The sequence below is a fragment of the Acinetobacter sp. SH024 genome, from assembly GCF_000163635.1.
GTDB classification, from domain to species: Bacteria; Pseudomonadota; Gammaproteobacteria; order Pseudomonadales; family Moraxellaceae; genus Acinetobacter; species Acinetobacter pittii.
This window is the reverse complement of the sequence record NZ_GG753600.1, coordinates 833134-849436: the sequence shown is the minus strand read 5'-3', so window position 1 is coordinate 849436 and position 16303 is coordinate 833134. Positions and strand designations below refer to the sequence as shown.

The window sequence follows — 16303 nt, the reverse complement described above, 5'->3', positions numbered from 1 at the left end:
CACCTGCTTTAGCCACACCAAAGCTTGGACGACGTGTATTGTTACCGTCAAAACGGGCAGTGACTTGGTCAGATAGTTCAGCAATTTCTGTCACTAACTCTTTAATTTGAGCCGCTTTATCTGATTCATCTAAAGCAGCAACTAATTCGATTGGACTTTCTAGACGTTCTAAATAAGCTTTTAATTGAGTTTTAATGTTTTGATCTAACATCTGTTTTTACTCCAATGCATCCAAATTCTTTCAATAGATGCATAGTACGTGAAAACACAGAATAGGTAAAACAGTATGTTTTTATATATTTAATCGGTTTTTTGAATTATTAAAAACATTCATAAATAAGATCAATAATTTATTTCTAAAATATTCTTTTTTATCTTTTGTAGTGTTTTAAAGTGAAAGTATTTAAAAATTTATATATGTTATATGGCTGTAAAGATTTTATGTCATAACATTAAAAGGTACTTTCATGTCATTGCAACGCGGCATTTATCAGCATTATAAAGGTAATCTCTATCAAGTTTTTTCTGTAGCAAAACACAGCGAGACTGAAGAAGAGTTAGTCGTTTATCAGTGTCTTTATGGTGACTATTCAACTTGGGTACGTCCGCTAGAGATGTTTACTGAAACGGTGCAAATGGCTGATGGAAGTATCGTGCCGCGCTTTAAGTTAATTCAAAGCACTTAACTCAAACGACTTTTATATAAAATAACGATCTTAAAGGGTGAATATATGCCAAATACTTTTTTCTTACAAAGAGTTGCCGATTTATATGACACCTTTAAGCGACATGATGCTCAGCAGACAGATCGTTTGCTGCGGTATCGTAATATTGAGGCGGAGTCTGCAAAATTACTATCGCAATTTATTCGGATGCAGCAAGCCAAATCAATTTTAGAAATTGGGACTTCAACAGGTTACTCTACTTTATGGCTTGCTGAGGCTGCTCAAGCTACTCATGGAAAAGTAACCACGCTTGAAATTGATGCCAATCGTAGTAATGAAGCTAAACGCCATGCGACTGAACTGGCATTAGAGGAATTGGTAGATTTTTGGGTTGGAGATGCAGCCGATTACCTAAAAGAAACTCAGGAAACTTTCGATTTTATTCTGTTAGATGCTGAGCGACCTGCTTACGAGAATTATTGGCCAGATTTAAAATGTTTAATGAAGCCAAAAGGTGGCGTACTCATTATTGATAATGTTATTTCACATGCGGCTGAAGTCAGTTCATTCTTAGCTTTAATTAAAAAAGATGAAAATTTTATGAGCAGTATTTTGCCTGTAGGCGCTGGTTTATGCATTGTAGTGGCAAGGTAAGCCATTTAAAAAAATGATTTATTCATTCATAAAGGCCTGTTCAAAGCAGGCCTTATTTTATTATGTTATGAAGCATTCACTAAAGATAGGCGAGTAAAGTGTAAATCGAATTCTAAATATTTATGTACAAAAGCAGCTTTGTCTGTTGATCGCAATAAGTTGTCATAAATAAATTCTGGTACAGGATGATAAAGTTCGCCTGAACCATCGCTATAAAATATTTTTAGATGACGTGAAGTCGCATTGTATTTCCATGAAGTGACTGCCACAGTATTCGCCATAAATTTTTCCCCTTTTATTTCATATTACTTAAGCTCAAAAAAACATCGGTTATTTATTCGACATTACTCAAACTTCATGTAATGGGGAAGGGCATAATTGTAAAAGTATCAGTAGAAAATGTGATGTGCTTATTCAAAACAAAAGAACCATCCGATGAGGGATGGTTCTTTGAGTTTTTAAAATCTAATAAGAGATTAGATTTTACCAACTAGGTCGATAGATGGAGCAAGAGTAGCTTCGCCTTCTTTCCATTTAGCTGGGCAAACTTCACCTGGGTGAGCGTGTACGTATTGAGCAGCTTTTACTTTACGAAGAAGTTCAGATGCGTCACGGCCGATACCACCAGCGTTGAGTTCAACGATTTGGATTTTACCTTCTGGATCGATAACGAAAGTACCACGGTCAGCTAAACCTTCAGATTCGATAAGAACGTCGAAGTTTTTAGAAAGAGTCCAAGTTGGGTCACCAACTAATGGGTATTGGATTTTTTTGATTTCTTCAGAAGTGTCGTGCCAAGCTTTGTGAGTGAAGTGTGTATCAGTAGATACAGCATAAATTTCAACACCAAGTTTTTGGAATTCAGCGTAGTTGTCAGCTAAGTCACCAAGTTCAGTTGGACAAACGAAAGTGAAGTCAGCTGGATAGAAGAATACAACAGACCATTTACCTTTAAGGTTAGTTTCGTTAACTTCAACAAATTGGCCGTTGTGGTAAGCAGTTGCTTGGAATGGTTTAACTTCAGTATTAATCAAGCTCATCATTGTCTCCATGATTGAGGTTTATATTTAAACTTGTTTACGAGATGTAGAATAAATAAAAATTCTTTATTGGGGAAATAGTATTTTTACATGACTAAAATCGGAAAATCGAATAAGTGATAAATTTACGATTTTTAAGTCCCCAAACACTGTATTCGATTTGACTGCAAAAACATGTAAATCAAATGACAGTTATCGTAAAAGAAACTTGCCTAACAACATGAAGTCTACTTAGCCAAAATTCAAGGGTAAAATTTTAAAAAATTAAAAATATATAAAAAACCAACTGTTTTACCTTATGGTCATTAGAGCGTAAAATAGAGGATTGTTGTATTTTCAGGAAAATTTGTCTGTGCAGAATGATTTAAATATTGATCAGTGGGTGATGGCAAGAGATCGTTACCGTTTAAATCGTTTGCGTAAAGATAAAAAAGCCAATACAGCAGAGATTGAAAAATTATTTGAACAATCTAATGCCAAAGTAAGGCAGCGATTTGAACGTCTCCCTAAAATTAAACTGAATCAGGACTTACCTGTTTCTCAATATGCAGACCGTTTAATTGATGCGATTCAAAAGCATCAGGTGATTATTGTGGCAGGTGAAACAGGTTCAGGTAAAACCACTCAGCTTCCTCAAATTGCAATGCTAGCAGGCCGTGGCTTAACGGGAATGATTGGTCATACCCAACCACGTCGTTTAGCTGCACGTAGTGTTTCTCAGCGTATTGCAGAAGAAGTCGGCGAAAAGCTTGGCGAATCTATCGGTTTTAAAATCCGTTTTAATGTACAAGGTTCGCAGGACTCAATCGTACGGTTAATGACCGATGGTATTTTGCTTGCCGAGTTAGGTAATGACCGTTATTTGTCTAAATATGACACGATCATTATTGATGAAGCGCATGAACGCTCACTCAATATCGATTTTATTATGGGTTATTTAAAGCAGTTACTGCCAAAACGCCCAGATCTAAAAGTTATCGTGACTTCGGCAACTTTAGATGTAAATCGCTTTAGTAATTACTTTAATGACGCACCTATTTTTGAAGTAGAAGGGCGTAGTTATCCTGTCGAAGTACTTTATCGCCCAATTTCAGAAATGAATATTGGTGGCAGTGATGACGATGAGTTTGATGATTTTGAAGAAAACCTACCTCGTGCAGTTGTACAGGCTGTAGAAGAATGCTTTGCTGATGCAGAAGCAAAAGGTCATCCAGAACATGCCGATATTCTAATTTTCTCAAGCACAGAGCAAGAAATTCGAGAATTGCAGGAAACCTTGCAAAAGTACGGGCCAAGACATACCGAAATTTTACCGTTGTATGCGCGTTTAGCCGTTTCTGAACAACAGAAGATCTTCAGCCCTGGCGGAAAGGGTCGTCGTATTATTATTGCGACCAACGTGGCCGAAACTGCACTTACGGTTCCGAATATTCGTTATGTGATTGATAGCGGTTTTGCTCGTATATCGCGTTATAACTATCGTTCACGTGTACAACGCTTACCAATTGAAGCAATTTCTCAAGCCGCAGCCAATCAGCGTAAAGGGCGTTGTGGTCGTATTGCTCCGGGTGTGTGTATCCGTTTATATAGCGAAGAAGACTTTTTAAGTCGTCCTGAATTTACCGAACCTGAAATTAAAAGAACCAACTTAGCATCTGTTATTTTGCAAATGCAGAGTTTAGGGTTAGGTGAGTTAGAAAACTTCGATTTTATTGAGCCGCCAGATTTCCGTCTAGTTAATGATGGCCGTAAGTTGCTGATTGAGTTAGGCGCACTTAACGAGAAGAAAAATGAGCTGACTAAAGTTGGGCAAATGATGGCGCGTATGCCAATTGACCCACGTTTGGCACGTATGATCCTGGGCGGTGCTCATTTTGGCGTACTCAAAGAAATCTTAATTGTGGTAAGTGCTTTAGCGGTTCAGGACCCGCGTGAGCGTCCAGCAGATAAACAAATGCAAGCTGACCAAAAGCATGCATTATTCAAAGAAGCGGATTCAGATTTTCTGTTTTATTTGAAGCTTTGGGAGACTTTAAATCCTAAAGGCGAAGCAGGCATGTCTGAAAATAAACGGCGTCAATTTGCCAAGCAGCATTTCTTAAGCTGGTTGCGTTTACGTGAGTGGAAGCAGACACACCAGCAATTGGTTGAGTTAGCTGAAGGCTTAAAACTCAGCTTTAATGAAAAACCTGCGAATTATGAAAACTTGCATCGTGCATTGCTGACAGGTTTATTATCGTTCATTGCCAATAAAACTGATGAACGAAATACCTTTATGGCAGTGCGTCAGCAAAAGGCTAAAGTTTTCCCTGCAAGTACTTTGCATAAAACCAATACCTCTTGGGTGATGGCTTTTGAGATGGTCGAAACCTCTCAAGTGTACTTACGTACTTTAGCCAAAATTGACCCTGAATGGATTTTACTTGCTGCACGCGACTTGTTGAAATATCACTATTTCGAGCCACATTGGTCTAAGAAAGCTGGGATCGTCAATGCATATGCGCAAATTTCTTTATTTGGTTTAATTATTGAGCCAAAACGGTTAATTAATTTTGAGAAAGTTGACCAACCTGCTGCTCATGAGATTTTCTTACGCGATGCATTAACTACTGGTAATTTGGGTACAGTTCCACCATTTTTAAAACATAACTTGCTTAAACTTGAAGAAGTAGAGCGAGTTGAAGATAAATTACGTCGCCGCGATTTGGTGGTCGATGAAGAAACAATTTATCAGTTTTATGCGTCGAAAATTCCTGAGGAAATCGCGAGTCGCCGTAGTTTTGAAGACTGGCGTGCAACGGTAGAAGCGAATCATCCGCGTTATTTATTTATTGACGATGATGCGCTCTGGCTCAATGATCGGCCAACTACGCAGCAATTCCCAGATCATTTACACAATGGGCAGCTGCGTTTAGCAACCACATATCATTTTGACCCGAGCCATGACGAAGATGGTGCTACTGTTCAAATTCCTGTACAGGCGCTGCCTCAAGTCGATGAAAATATCTGGTCATGGGGAATTCCGGGTTGGCGCCAAGATTTAATTGAGGCTTTACTCAAAGCTTTACCTAAAGACAAGCGTCGTAATGTGGTGCCAATTCCTGATACAGCTCGTAAGCTCATGCAAGGGGTTGATGCAGTACATTTACGTGAACATATTTTTAGTTATTTAGCTTTTGCCTTACGTGGCGAGCAAATTACTGAAAAAGATTTCTCGTTTGAACGTATTGATCCATATTTGGTGCCTTTCATTAAAGTGATTGATGAAAAAGGTAAGCTGATTGCGAAAGGTCGTGATTTACCTGAGTTAAAAGCACGTTGCCGCGTAGAAACGCATCGTCCAGTGAAACAGCAAAAAGGTGAGTTTAAGGACTTTCCTGAAAACTTTACTTTCGAGGCTTCTCATAAAGTCACGGGCGTTGTAGTTAAACAATATCAGGCTTTAGTTCCGACCAAGGCTTTTGCTGACCTCGAAGCTAAAGATGAGTCAGGCATTGTTATTCAAACGTTTAATGATCAAGCTGAGGCGATTAAACAGCACCGCGAAGGGATTATTCGTCTGGTACATATGCAACTGGGTGATTTGGTCCGCCAGTTGAAAAAGCAGATTTCAAAACCGCTCGCATTGGCTTATTCACCTTTGGGCGATAAAGCTAAACTTGAGCAGATGTTGGTCTATGCAACGTTGCAGATGGCAATTACGACTTTGCCAATTAACGCTGACGAATTTAATAAGCTGCTAGATCAGGTCAAAAAACAATTTTTGAGTTATGGTCAGCAAGCACTTGAGCAATTAAGTGATATTTATATTCAGTGGCAACAAATCCGTCGTCAGCTTTTAGTACTTGATCCAGACGTATTTGGACGCAGTATTGATGATATTGAAGATCAGTTAGATTTAATGTCACTTGGCAATTTTGTTTACCGCCAACCAGTCGATCTTTGGCAGGAATACCCGCGTTATTTAAAAGCACTGCTATTGCGTTTAGATCGATTGCCAAATAATCTACAGCGAGATCATGCTGCAATTGACGATGTCGATCCATGGATGGACAAGGTGTTTAAGTTCAAAAACGATCCAAAAATCAAAGAATTGTATTTGATGTTGGAAGAATTTCGCATTTCTTTATTTTCTCAACCGATGAAAACCAAGATGCCTATTTCGCCAACTCGACTGCAAAAGTTATGGGATCGTTTGGGAATCAGTTAAGATAGATCGGGGTCTGTTTATGCTGTTGTTTAGCCTACAACGCAATTTATAAATGAAAGATTAACAGACCCTATTCATTTTTTTAGGAGTTTTACATGGGCATTCGTATCACAGGTACTGGGTTATTTCACCCAACAGAAATCATTTCTAATGAAGAACTGGCCGACAGTTTAAATGCTTATGTGGAACAATATAACCAAGAGAATGCAGAGAAAATTGCAGCAGGTGAGCTAGAAGAGTTACGTGGTTCTAGTGCTGAATTTATTGAAAAAGCGTCTGGTATTAAGCGCCGTTACGTGATTGAGAAATCAGGTATCCTCGATCCAACACGTTTACGTCCTCGTTTGTCTGAACGTTCAAATGATGAACTTTCACTTCAAGCAGAGTGGGGCGTGATTGCTGCGAAGCAGGCAATGGAAAATGCAGGCGTAACTGCTGAAGATATCGATGTTGTAATTTTGGCATGCTCAAACATGCAGCGTGCTTATCCGGCTGTAGCGATTGAAATTCAGTCAGCACTTGGCATTCAAGGTTATGCCTACGACATGAACGTTGCATGTTCAGCTGCAACTTTTGGTTTGAAACAAGCGGCAGATGCAATTCGTTCAGGCGCTCGTCGTGTTTTATTGGTGAACGTTGAGATTACATCGGGTCACTTAGATTACCGTAACCGTGATTGTCACTTCATTTTTGGTGATGTTGCAACGGCTTCTATTATTGAAGAAACGACTACTAAAACTGGTTTTGAAATTTTAGATATTCATTTATTTACTCAATTTTCAAACAACATTCGCAATAACTTCGGTTTCTTAAACCGTAGTGAAGATGCAGTGGTTGACGACAAGTTATTCCGTCAAGATGGTCGCAAAGTATTTAAAGATGTTTGTCCATTGGTGGCAAAAATCATTAATGCGCAGTTGGAAAAAATGCAGTTAACTGCAAACGATATTAAGCGTTTTTGGTTACATCAAGCCAATGCCAACATGAATGAATTAATCTTGAAATATGTGGCTGGTAAAGAGGCAGATTTAAGCCGTGCTCCAATTATTCTAGATGAGTTTGCCAATACCTCTTCAGCAGGTGTGATTATTGCTTTACACCGTACAGGCCATGAAGTAGATAATGGCGAATATGGTGTGATTTCATCTTTCGGTGCTGGTTATTCAGTCGGTTCGATTGTTGTACAAAAGCACGTTGCTTAAGTTGCAAAGTTAATTAAAAAACGCTCGTAAGAGTGTTTTTTTATGGGTCGAAAATAATAAAGCGGACTAAAATTAACCCGCTTCAATTGAATCAAAAATGATTAAAACTTTTTGGTGTAGTTTACAAACAGGCGATCTTCACCAAAGTCATTGCCATGTTTTACGTTGTAATCAATACGAATGTATTGCAGGGCAACACCCTTTAAGAATGGCTGTTGAAACGCATAGTTTAAAATTACATTCGACTCAGTTTCATGATTTTTTTCGCCATTGGCCGCTTTAAAATCATGGCCATAGACATATTTAACCATTGCATTTAAGCCCGGAACATAATCTTTAAAGTCGTAGCCATACATCACATGGTAAGACTTTTCGTCTTCTTTAAAGAAACCAGTAGCATTCCAGTTAATGAAATAGGTCTCTGGTAAAAAGCCATCTGGTAGAGGGTAAGCCGACTCACCGATAATCTGTTGATAACCCAAACCAAAGGTATGGTTTTTTACTTTAAGAGTCTCTAGCACCCCAATGTTTTGCGCATCAATATCAAAAGTATTGCCGTCATCTTTTGCATTGAAGTATTTAAACTTAGAGGTGAGGGCAAAATTAGGTTGTTTCCAATTATGCTCAAGTCCAACATAGTGCTTGTTGTAGAGATCTTCTAAATTACCAAAGTAGTATTCGCCCTTGAGTGATGGCGTAAATTGATAGCGCAGATCTATGTAATTTAAACCATCAGATTCTTTAGTAACCCCATTTGCTGTGAACGAGAACTTTTTAAAGTCTTCTTCATTACGTGGTGATACTTTTTCAACCCGGCCAATTTCTGCATAGAGCTGATCTGAAAGTTGCGATTTAAGGTTGGTTCCCCAATAAGAGGCAAGTAATTGTCGGCTTGCATCCACAGCCGTTACAGGCAAATCTAGCCAGAGTTCACCGACACTTAAAAGAGTTTTGTCATAGCCCAGTTTTAAGGTCGCACCGTATTTTAAAAAGTCAGATGCTTGTGACTGTGTTTCTTTATTAAAAGGCAAAACTGTGTCCGCAACATGTTTGTCTGAACTTAAGCGCACGGCGTATTGAACAGAAGAATCGGCCCCAATCGTAATCGGTTTGTCTGCAATTTGCAGTGGTGTATCATGCATTTTCGATTTATAAAATAAAGACGCTGCCTGAGACCAACTGCCCGTATCTTTTAAGGCATCATTATCAAAATTACGGTTGATATAGGCATTTTTTAGCGTGAATTTCCATTCATCTTCGGGCTGTTGATTTGGATTTGCAGCGAATGAATTGCCACACATCAACACTAAGGTCGCGAAAGTTAAAGCACATGGCTTAAAGCGGTGTAATAATTCCATAATCCATTTCCAAAAAGATGCGCCAGTCCTCGGCGCATGTATTTTTACTGCTGGGTAAGCGTGTTTTGAGGGTTAAAAGTTGATGGCGTTTGTGCGGCAACAGAGGCTTTGAGATTGACCATAAATATTGCAAGTGCAGCAATCACACCCGGAATTGCAATCGCTAAGAAATTCATTTGGTGAGGAAGCTCAAGTGTGAGTAGGGCTCCAGTTAAAACTGGTCCGATAATCGCACCGATACGGCCAATGCCAGATGCCCAGCCCATGCCAGTTGAACGAAGTGCTGTTGGATAGAACTGTGCCACGAAAGTGTAGAGTAAAATTTGTGAACCAATGGTGGCAGCACCAGCAATCGCAATTAGGCTATATAAAATAAATTGTGGACTATTAATCCCAAGCAGAATTAAAGCTGCTGATCCCACAATAAACATGATCGTAATAACAGGTTTTAAATGGAATCTATCTGCTAAAGCACCACCACCAATTGCACCGACCATGCCGCCAATATTGAGTGCAAATAGGAACAACATGCTCGCACCTAACGAGTAGCCCGCTTGCAGCATGAGTTTAGGTAACCAGCTTCCTAAGGCATACACCATGAGTAAGCACATAAAGAAAGCAATCCAGAACATAAATGTGCTGAAGGTACGACCCTGCTGGAAAAGCGCACGGACAGGGGCATCGGTTGTGGTGCTCTCGTTTAATACCAGTTGAGTATTGGCGTTTACCTGAGCTTGAGGCGCAATTTTACTCACAATATTTTTTGCCTGTTCGCCATGGTTAGATTTCACTAAAAAGGCGAGAGACTCTGGCAAAAATTTCCAGATGAGTGGGAGCAGCAACAGGGGAATACCCGCAATTAAAAACATGATTTGCCAGCCCATGTCTTTCACGAGCCATGCACCGAGTAGAGCAGATGTCATGCCGCCAATAGCATAGCCACTAAACATGATTGCGACTAATGTACTGCGGATTTTTTTGGGTGCGTATTCAGTCATAAGCGCGACGACGTTTGGCATAACGCCACCAATTCCAAGACCTGCGATAAAGCGCAAAATAGCAAACTCTGTTGGTCCTTTGGCAAAGGCACCCATAAAGGTAAATCCACTAAATAAGGTGACACAAATCAGGATGGTTTTTTTTCGCCCTAGTTTGTCTGAAAGTGTGCCGAAAATCATGGCACCAAACATCATCCCGAATAGAGCAGCACTGGCGAGTAACCCAGCTTCTACCGCAGTTAATGACCATTGCTGCATTAACAGAGGAAGAGCAACCCCATAAATAACTAAATCATATCCATCAAAAATAATAATAAGTAAGCACCAGATTAAAACTTTCCAATGAAAAGATGTAAAACTGGCTTTATCAATTAACTCATTAATATTAACCTTGCTCGTATCCATTTTCTTCACCTCCAATTTGTGAAGCATCGCGTTATTTTTTAATAAACTATTTTGTTATTGGATTAGAGTCAAAAACCTAATTGATATATCTTTATGTCTTTAAGGTATTATGCTTTCATTAATTTAATTGTTTGAAAAATATAATTTATTTTAAGTTGTTAATTTGGTCTTATTACAATGTTTAAAATGGAGTTGAATATTGCATTATGAGAATTCTAAGGATTTTATAGATGTTTTTTTATGGGTTTTATTGATGATAATCACAGCTAAAAATATTGTTAAATTTATATTAAGATTTGAAGTGAAAATATAAATACAAAATACTAAAGTCTATTATTTAATTATTTTTGAGATTTATCTTAAAAATGAAATTTAATTTATATTCAATAGAAATCGCCAAATCAGGGTTAGCGAATTATTTGTATCCTGACGTGGCGATTGAGATTTTATTTTAGTGGCGGGCGTTTAGATAAAAAATTAATTTGTCGTTGGCGTTGATCGTGGTGTGAGAATGAAATGGGCGATTACACCAATACAAATACCCCAAAAAACTGAGCTTAATCCAAGAAAATGCATGCTTGATGCCGTCGCTAAAAAGGTAATAAGAGCAGCATCACGTTGACTATCATTTTTCATGGCAACAGAAATATTGGTCGCAATTGCTCCAAGCAAGGCTAAACCTGCCAGTGCTGCAACCAACTCTTTAGGAAGTAAGCTAAATAGCATGACAATACTGCCAGCAAATAACCCACCTAAAATATAAAAAATCCCATTGGCGATTCCTGCGATATATCGTTTTTCTTTAAGTTCATGTGCATCTTTGCCCATACATAAAGCAGCGGTAATTGAAGCAAGCACAATGGTAATACCGCCGACGCAAGCAACAGCTAAAGAGGCAATACTGGTGACAGTAATAATGGGTTTGGCTGGGGTATCGTAACCGCTGAGTTTCATAATCGCCATACCCGGTAAAAATTGGCCGGTTAAGCTGACTAAAATGAGAGGAACAGCGAGGTTGAGTGTTGAGTTCCATGTCCATTCTGGGCTAATCCACTGGGGGATTGCTAAATTAAAACTCACATCAACCGGATTCATTTTGCCTAAAAAGAGGCTTAATAAAACTCCGGCAGCTAACACCCAAATCATGGTGTAGCGCGGCATTAAACGTTTGGCAATTAAAAAGACAATGAGCATGCTAAAAACAATAAAAGGCATGCTATCAGACGCGGTAAATAGACCAATACCAAATTGAAAAAGAATACCTGCCATCATGCCGGCAGCGACGTCTTGCGGAATCCATTTTAGTAATTTGTCGAAGTAACCTGTAACGCCAATTAAAAAAATAACGATAGCAGAAGTAATATAGGCGGCTACTGCTTCATTCAATGAAATGTTTGGAAATAGGGTAACTAACAGGGCAGTACCTGGTGCTGACCATGCGGTTATGACAGGCGTTTTATATTTAATCGAAAGATAAATACCTGAAACGGCAGCACCAATTGAGATTCCCCAAATCCATGACACCATCATGTCGGTGGACACATGAGCACGCTGAGCAGCTTGGAAAAAAATAATTAGTGGGCCTGAGTAAGAAATTAAAACCGCGAGAAAGCCCGCAACTGTTGCTGATATGGACCAGTCATTTTTTAATGTCTTTAACAGGGTTGCCATGTGTGATTGCCTCCATGCAAATCATGTTATTTACCCAATCATATAAAAAGATCAGGATTAACCCTGATCTCCACCTCCGACCGGAATGACCGATCCCGTCATATACGATGCGTCGTCTGATGCAAGAAATAAAATTGCATTGACTTGTTCTTGAATTGTGCCATAACGGCCCATAAATGTTCGATCTATGGTTTGATCAACTACTTGCTGCATCCAGTCTTTTTCATTTTGACTTAACGGGTTGGCGTTACGTGGCACTTTACGAGGTGGCGCTTCGGTTCCACCCGTCGCCACGGCATTGACTCGAATCCCATCTTTCGCATGTTCAAAAGCAAGCGATGCTGTTAGAGCATTTACACCACCTTTAGATGCAGAGTAGGGAATACGGTTAATACCACGGGTTGCAATTGAAGAGACATTTACAATAACACCCGCTTGTTGCTTAATCATGGCGGGTAGCACAGCGCGGCAGCACCATAACGTTGGAAACAATGAGCGATTCACTTCCTTAATGATCTCTTCTTCGGAAAACTCTTCAAAAGGTTTCATCCAGATCGCGCCACCCACATTATTAATCAGGATATCTACCCGACCATAATGTTCAATGGCTTTTGCAATAACCGCTTGTGCACCTGCATAGGTTTCAAGGTCGGCATTAATCGTGACAGCATCGCCACCTGCACTCTGAATTTCTGTGAGTACCTCTTCAACATATTCAGAGCGGTCAGCCATGATGACTTGCCCGCCCTCAGCCGCGACTTGTAATGCCACGCCACGACCAATGCCTTGAGCACTACCCGTAACAATCACGACCTTATCGGTAAATCTTTGATGGTTTGACATAGATAACTTCTCCACCTGTTAATTCGCAGAGAATTTTTCAAACAAGAAATTAGCAGGTTTGATATTTTCAGTTTCTAACCAGCCACGGACAGCCTCTACCATTGGTACTGGGCCACATAGATAAACATCGACATCGCCACCGTTTAACCATTCACTTTCAATATGACCAGTGACATAGCCTTTGCGTTCATGATTACTCTCAGGGCTTGCGACCACAGTGCGGTATTCGAACCATGGGAATTTCGCCTGCAACTCATTGAGTTTTTCTAGAGCAACCAAATCAAAGTCATTGGTTACGCCAAAGACTAAACGAACAGGTTGTTCTGAACCTTTTTCTTCAAGCACTTGTAACATCGACATAAATGGGGCAATGCCAGTACCGCCTGCTAGCATAAGCACAGGACGCGCTACACTACGCAAATAGAAGCTACCGAATGGACCGGTAAATGTCATTTTGTCGCCAGCTTTAGCATTCTTGCTTAAGAATTCACTCATTTTTCCGTTCGGTACGTTACGGACCACAAAGCCCGTTAAGCGATTGCCCGGTTTTGAGCTAAATGAATATGAACGGGTTTCGCCAGTTTCAGGAATTGCAACATTCACATACTGACCTGCAAGGAAATGAATATCCGGTTGGCCTTCATCAAGTTGAATATCAAACGTGATGGTTGAATCTGATAAGTTTTCAACGCGAGCTAATGTACCTTGGAAGCTATGAATTTCTGTTTTGCAGACATCTGACGATGCTTGAATCTGGAATACCGCATCGGAAGTTGGTCGACATTGGCAAGCAAGAATATAACCTTGCTCAGCTTCTTCAGGGGTTAATGCATCTTCAATATAGGTTTCTTCTGGCATGTCATAACTACCGGACTCGCAAAATGCGCGGCAAGTTCCACATGCACCATCACGGCAATCCAAAGGAATATTAATTTTTTGGCGATAGGCTGCGTCAGATAGGGTTTCGCCTTGAGCTACGTTAATGAAACGTGTAACACCATCTTCAAATTGAAGTGCGATATTGTGGTTTGACATGGCATGTATCCTACAAAATATTTGAAACTTTTACCCTCAGCCAACAGTCCGTTTAACTGAGGGGGTATGTCTTAAAGGTGGTAGATATCAATCACTTGATTGATGTAGTCATTTTTCAAAACGACATACTTGCTCAAGATTTTTGGTTGATCACCTGAAAAATCGATCACATAACGTGACATACCGAAATAGCTGTAATTTGTCTTGTAACGGAAACTCAAGGTATTCCAGTTAAAGCGAACAGTAACTTTGTCGCCATCGCGCTCAACAACTTCAACGTTGGCAATATTGTGGCTTGTACGTGTGTCTGGCATGGTTGCCGATGAGCGTTCAGTTTTAATACGGAACACACGATCTTCTAAACCTTGACGGTCTGGATAATAAATAAGTGAAATTTCAGATTGTGGATCTTCAGTTAATCTATCGTCGTCGTCCCAAGCTGGCATCCAGAAAGAAGCTTCCGGTGCGTAACATTCAAGCCAGTCATCCCATTGTTCATCATCTAAAAAACGAGCTTCACGATAGAGAAACTGAGCAATATTTTCTAAAGTTGCTTTGTCTTGAGCACTCATGCTGTTTCTCCCTGATCAGCAATTTCTTTCTCTGATGCAATCGCATGTTTCATGGTGTGTAACCAATATTGATGTTGGGCAAGATAAAGACCTTCATCTTCAGTTTTAATCCCACTTAACATTGGTTTTAAACCGATTTCATTCGCTGCATCGTCTGGTCCATAAATCCAGTGTTTTGAACCACGGCACATGTCATTCCATTCAAGGGCAATCCCTGCATAGCCTGCCTGACAAGCACGGAATTCTTCTAAATCGTCTGGTGTTGCCATGCCTGATGCATTAAAGAAATCTTCATATTGACGGATACGACGTGCACGAGCTTCAGGTGCTTCACCTTTAGGTGCGATACAGTAAATGGTAACTTCGGTTCGATTAACCGAAAGTGGGCGAAGTACACGAATTTGCGAACCGAACTGATCCATCAAATAAACATTTGGATAGAGACACAAGTTACGTGAACGCTCAATCATCCATTTCGACATGGCTTCGCCGTATTTTTCGGTGTATTCGTCTGCTTTCGGGAAGTTTGGACGGTCTTCTGGGTTTGCCCATTGTGTCCAAAGCAACATGTGGCCATTTTCAAAGCCATACGAGCCACCGCCTTGTTTACCCCAAGAACCTGCACTCATGGCACGAATGTTATCGGCAGCTTGAGTTTCTTTACGGTGTTGAGTTGTTGCTGCATAGTTCCAGTGAACAGCAGAAACATGATAACCATCGGCACCATTTTCAGCGGTGAGTTTCCAGTTGCCTTCATAGGTATAGGTAGATGAACCACGTAAAACTTCTAAACCATGTTCAGACTGGTCAACAATCATGTCGATGATTTTGGTGGTTTCACCCAAGAACTCTTCAAGTGAAGGAACATCTGGATTTAAGCTACCAAATAAGAAACCTTTGTAACTCTCAAAACGAGCCACTTTTTTAAGGTCGTGTGAACCATCTTGGTTAAAACAGTCAGAATAGCCTGCTTCACTTGGATCTTTAACCTTGAGCAATTTACCTGAATTGTTAAACGTCCAGCCGTGGAAAGGGCAAGTATACGTTGCTTTATTACCACGTTTGTAACGGCAAAGTTGTGCTCCGCGGTGTGAACACGCATTGATCATGGCATTCAATTCACCGTTACGGTTACGTGCAATAATGACAGGCTGACGACCAATGTAAGTGGTGTAGTAGTCATTATTGTTTGGAATTTGGCTTTCGTGTGCTAAGTAAACCCAATTACCTTCGAAGATATATTTCATTTCGAGGTCAAATAGGGCTTCGTCAGTAAACACTGAGCGATGAAGTTTAAATTCACCTGTATCGATGTTATCGACAAGTAATTCATCAATACGGTCAAGATGGCTAGTATTGATTACAGGAATACGTGGCATGTCCGTTCTCCGACTTTCCAAAAGTGTGGAAGTCACCAAGGCCTTAGCTACGATCTACAAGGTCTTGATATCCTAATATTGTCAATGAAGCGCATGAGTGCGCTGGGTGTTTAACCGTGAATTGATGAAGATGAATAACTGGAAGATTGGCAAGAAGGCTTGTTCACAAAGCAATTCATCACTTCATCGGTTTGTTGCTTGTATATACCTTAAAAGAATGGTTAAACTGTGTCTAAGACTGAATTTGCATTTTTTTATATCTTAAAGGTAT

The 16303-nt window shown here is 39.9% G+C and carries 13 protein-coding genes and 2 pseudogenes; 5 read left to right on the top strand and 10 right to left on the bottom strand.

Translation table 11 applies throughout. From position 1 onward, the window contains the following. Positions 1 to 211: hypothetical protein (locus HMPREF0013_RS0105190; protein WP_029766780.1), on the bottom strand; the 211-nt coding region annotated here is incomplete at its 3' end. Between the two features lie 256 nt (positions 212 to 467). Between HMPREF0013_RS0105190 and HMPREF0013_RS09900 the strand changes: the two genes are divergently transcribed. Both HMPREF0013_RS09900 and HMPREF0013_RS09895 read left to right on the top strand, forming a co-directional pair. After that, the gene (locus HMPREF0013_RS09900; RefSeq protein ID WP_002119929.1) at positions 468 to 686 is read left to right on the top strand and encodes a DUF1653 domain-containing protein; all 219 of its coding nucleotides are present in this window, start codon (positions 468 to 470) and stop codon (positions 684 to 686) included. Positions 687 to 731: 45 nt separating this feature from the next. Next, positions 732 to 1319, top strand: a complete 588-nt coding sequence (locus tag HMPREF0013_RS09895; RefSeq protein ID WP_005802662.1) for an O-methyltransferase — start codon at positions 732 to 734, stop codon at positions 1317 to 1319. Positions 1320 to 1384: 65 nt separating this feature from the next. On the opposite strand, the gene HMPREF0013_RS09890 is transcribed toward HMPREF0013_RS09895, so the two are convergent. Next, positions 1385 to 1600, bottom strand: coding sequence for a KTSC domain-containing protein (locus HMPREF0013_RS09890; protein ID WP_005070287.1), 216 nt, complete (start codon positions 1598 to 1600; stop codon positions 1385 to 1387). Between the two features lie 195 nt (positions 1601 to 1795). Beyond that, on the bottom strand, positions 1796 to 2359 hold the full coding sequence (gene ahpC, locus HMPREF0013_RS09885; RefSeq protein ID WP_003652649.1) for an alkyl hydroperoxide reductase subunit C: 564 nt from the start codon (positions 2357 to 2359) through the stop codon (positions 1796 to 1798). A gap of 352 nt (positions 2360 to 2711) precedes the next feature. Between ahpC and hrpA the strand changes: the two genes are divergently transcribed. Together hrpA and HMPREF0013_RS09875 are read left to right on the top strand one after the other, a co-directional pair. After that, positions 2712 to 6569 carry an ATP-dependent RNA helicase HrpA gene (gene hrpA, locus HMPREF0013_RS09880; RefSeq protein ID WP_005802660.1) on the top strand — a complete coding sequence of 1286 codons (3858 nt, stop codon included), beginning with the start codon at positions 2712 to 2714 and terminating at the stop codon, positions 6567 to 6569. A 95-nt stretch (positions 6570 to 6664) separates the two neighbouring features. Next, positions 6665 to 7771 (top strand): beta-ketoacyl-ACP synthase III, encoded by a 1107-nt coding sequence (locus HMPREF0013_RS09875; protein ID WP_005802658.1) that lies wholly within the window; start codon positions 6665 to 6667, stop codon positions 7769 to 7771. A gap of 101 nt (positions 7772 to 7872) precedes the next feature. Here HMPREF0013_RS09875 and HMPREF0013_RS09870 read toward each other — a convergent pair whose 3' ends face one another. The 7 genes and pseudogenes from HMPREF0013_RS09870 to benA all read right to left on the bottom strand — a co-directional run bounded on the left by HMPREF0013_RS09870 (position 7873) and on the right by benA (position 16032). Beyond that, complete coding sequence (locus HMPREF0013_RS09870; RefSeq protein ID WP_005802657.1) at positions 7873 to 9129, bottom strand: OprD family outer membrane porin; 1257 nt, start codon at positions 9127 to 9129, stop codon at positions 7873 to 7875. A 44-nt stretch (positions 9130 to 9173) separates the two neighbouring features. Next, positions 9174 to 10532, bottom strand: a complete 1359-nt coding sequence (locus HMPREF0013_RS09865; protein WP_002119895.1) for an aromatic acid/H+ symport family MFS transporter — start codon at positions 10530 to 10532, stop codon at positions 9174 to 9176. Between the two features lie 477 nt (positions 10533 to 11009). After that, positions 11010 to 12203: a benzoate/H(+) symporter BenE gene (benE, locus tag HMPREF0013_RS09860; RefSeq protein ID WP_002119868.1), complete on the bottom strand. Its 1194-nt coding sequence runs from the start codon at positions 12201 to 12203 to the stop codon at positions 11010 to 11012. 57 nt (positions 12204 to 12260) lie between these two features. Further along, a complete protein-coding gene (locus tag HMPREF0013_RS09855; protein ID WP_002119933.1) occupies positions 12261 to 13046 on the bottom strand; it encodes a 1,6-dihydroxycyclohexa-2,4-diene-1-carboxylate dehydrogenase in 786 nt (261 codons plus the stop codon). Positions 13047 to 13064: 18 nt separating this feature from the next. Beyond that, positions 13065 to 14081: a benzoate 1,2-dioxygenase electron transfer component BenC gene (gene benC, locus HMPREF0013_RS09850; RefSeq protein WP_002119901.1), complete on the bottom strand. Its 1017-nt coding sequence runs from the start codon at positions 14079 to 14081 to the stop codon at positions 13065 to 13067. 52 nt (positions 14082 to 14133) lie between these two features. Continuing rightward, a pseudogene (benB, locus tag HMPREF0013_RS09845) lies at positions 14134 to 14653 on the bottom strand (benzoate 1,2-dioxygenase small subunit). After that, the gene (gene benA / locus HMPREF0013_RS09840; RefSeq protein ID WP_002119889.1) at positions 14650 to 16032 is read right to left on the bottom strand and encodes a benzoate 1,2-dioxygenase large subunit; all 1383 of its coding nucleotides are present in this window, start codon (positions 16030 to 16032) and stop codon (positions 14650 to 14652) included. Before benA ends, benB begins: the two are co-directional and overlap by 4 nt. Positions 16033 to 16138: 106 nt before the next feature. Between benA and HMPREF0013_RS24410 the strand changes: the two are divergent. Further along, positions 16139 to 16268: pseudogene (locus tag HMPREF0013_RS24410) on the top strand (hypothetical protein). Positions 16269 to 16303: the final 35 nt, after the last annotated feature.

What these genes read in the sequence shown, in the direction of transcription:
- HMPREF0013_RS09900 (WP_002119929.1), top strand. Translation starts at nt 468, where the DNA reads ATGTCATTGCAACGCGGCATTTATCAGCATTATAAAGGTAATCTCTAT.
- HMPREF0013_RS09895 (WP_005802662.1), top strand. Translation starts at nt 732, where the DNA reads ATGCCAAATACTTTTTTCTTACAAAGAGTTGCCGATTTATATGACACC.
- HMPREF0013_RS09890 (WP_005070287.1), bottom strand. Translation starts at nt 1,600, where the DNA reads ATGGCGAATACTGTGGCAGTCACTTCATGGAAATACAATGCGACTTCA.
- ahpC (WP_003652649.1), bottom strand. Translation starts at nt 2,359, where the DNA reads ATGAGCTTGATTAATACTGAAGTTAAACCATTCCAAGCAACTGCTTAC.
- HMPREF0013_RS09875 (WP_005802658.1), top strand. Translation starts at nt 6,665, where the DNA reads ATGGGCATTCGTATCACAGGTACTGGGTTATTTCACCCAACAGAAATC.
- HMPREF0013_RS09870 (WP_005802657.1), bottom strand. Translation starts at nt 9,129, where the DNA reads ATGGAATTATTACACCGCTTTAAGCCATGTGCTTTAACTTTCGCGACC.
- HMPREF0013_RS09865 (WP_002119895.1), bottom strand. Translation starts at nt 10,532, where the DNA reads ATGGATACGAGCAAGGTTAATATTAATGAGTTAATTGATAAAGCCAGT.
- benE (WP_002119868.1), bottom strand. Translation starts at nt 12,203, where the DNA reads ATGGCAACCCTGTTAAAGACATTAAAAAATGACTGGTCCATATCAGCA.
- HMPREF0013_RS09855 (WP_002119933.1), bottom strand. Translation starts at nt 13,046, where the DNA reads ATGTCAAACCATCAAAGATTTACCGATAAGGTCGTGATTGTTACGGGT.
- benC (WP_002119901.1), bottom strand. Translation starts at nt 14,081, where the DNA reads ATGTCAAACCACAATATCGCACTTCAATTTGAAGATGGTGTTACACGT.
- benA (WP_002119889.1), bottom strand. Translation starts at nt 16,032, where the DNA reads ATGCCACGTATTCCTGTAATCAATACTAGCCATCTTGACCGTATTGAT.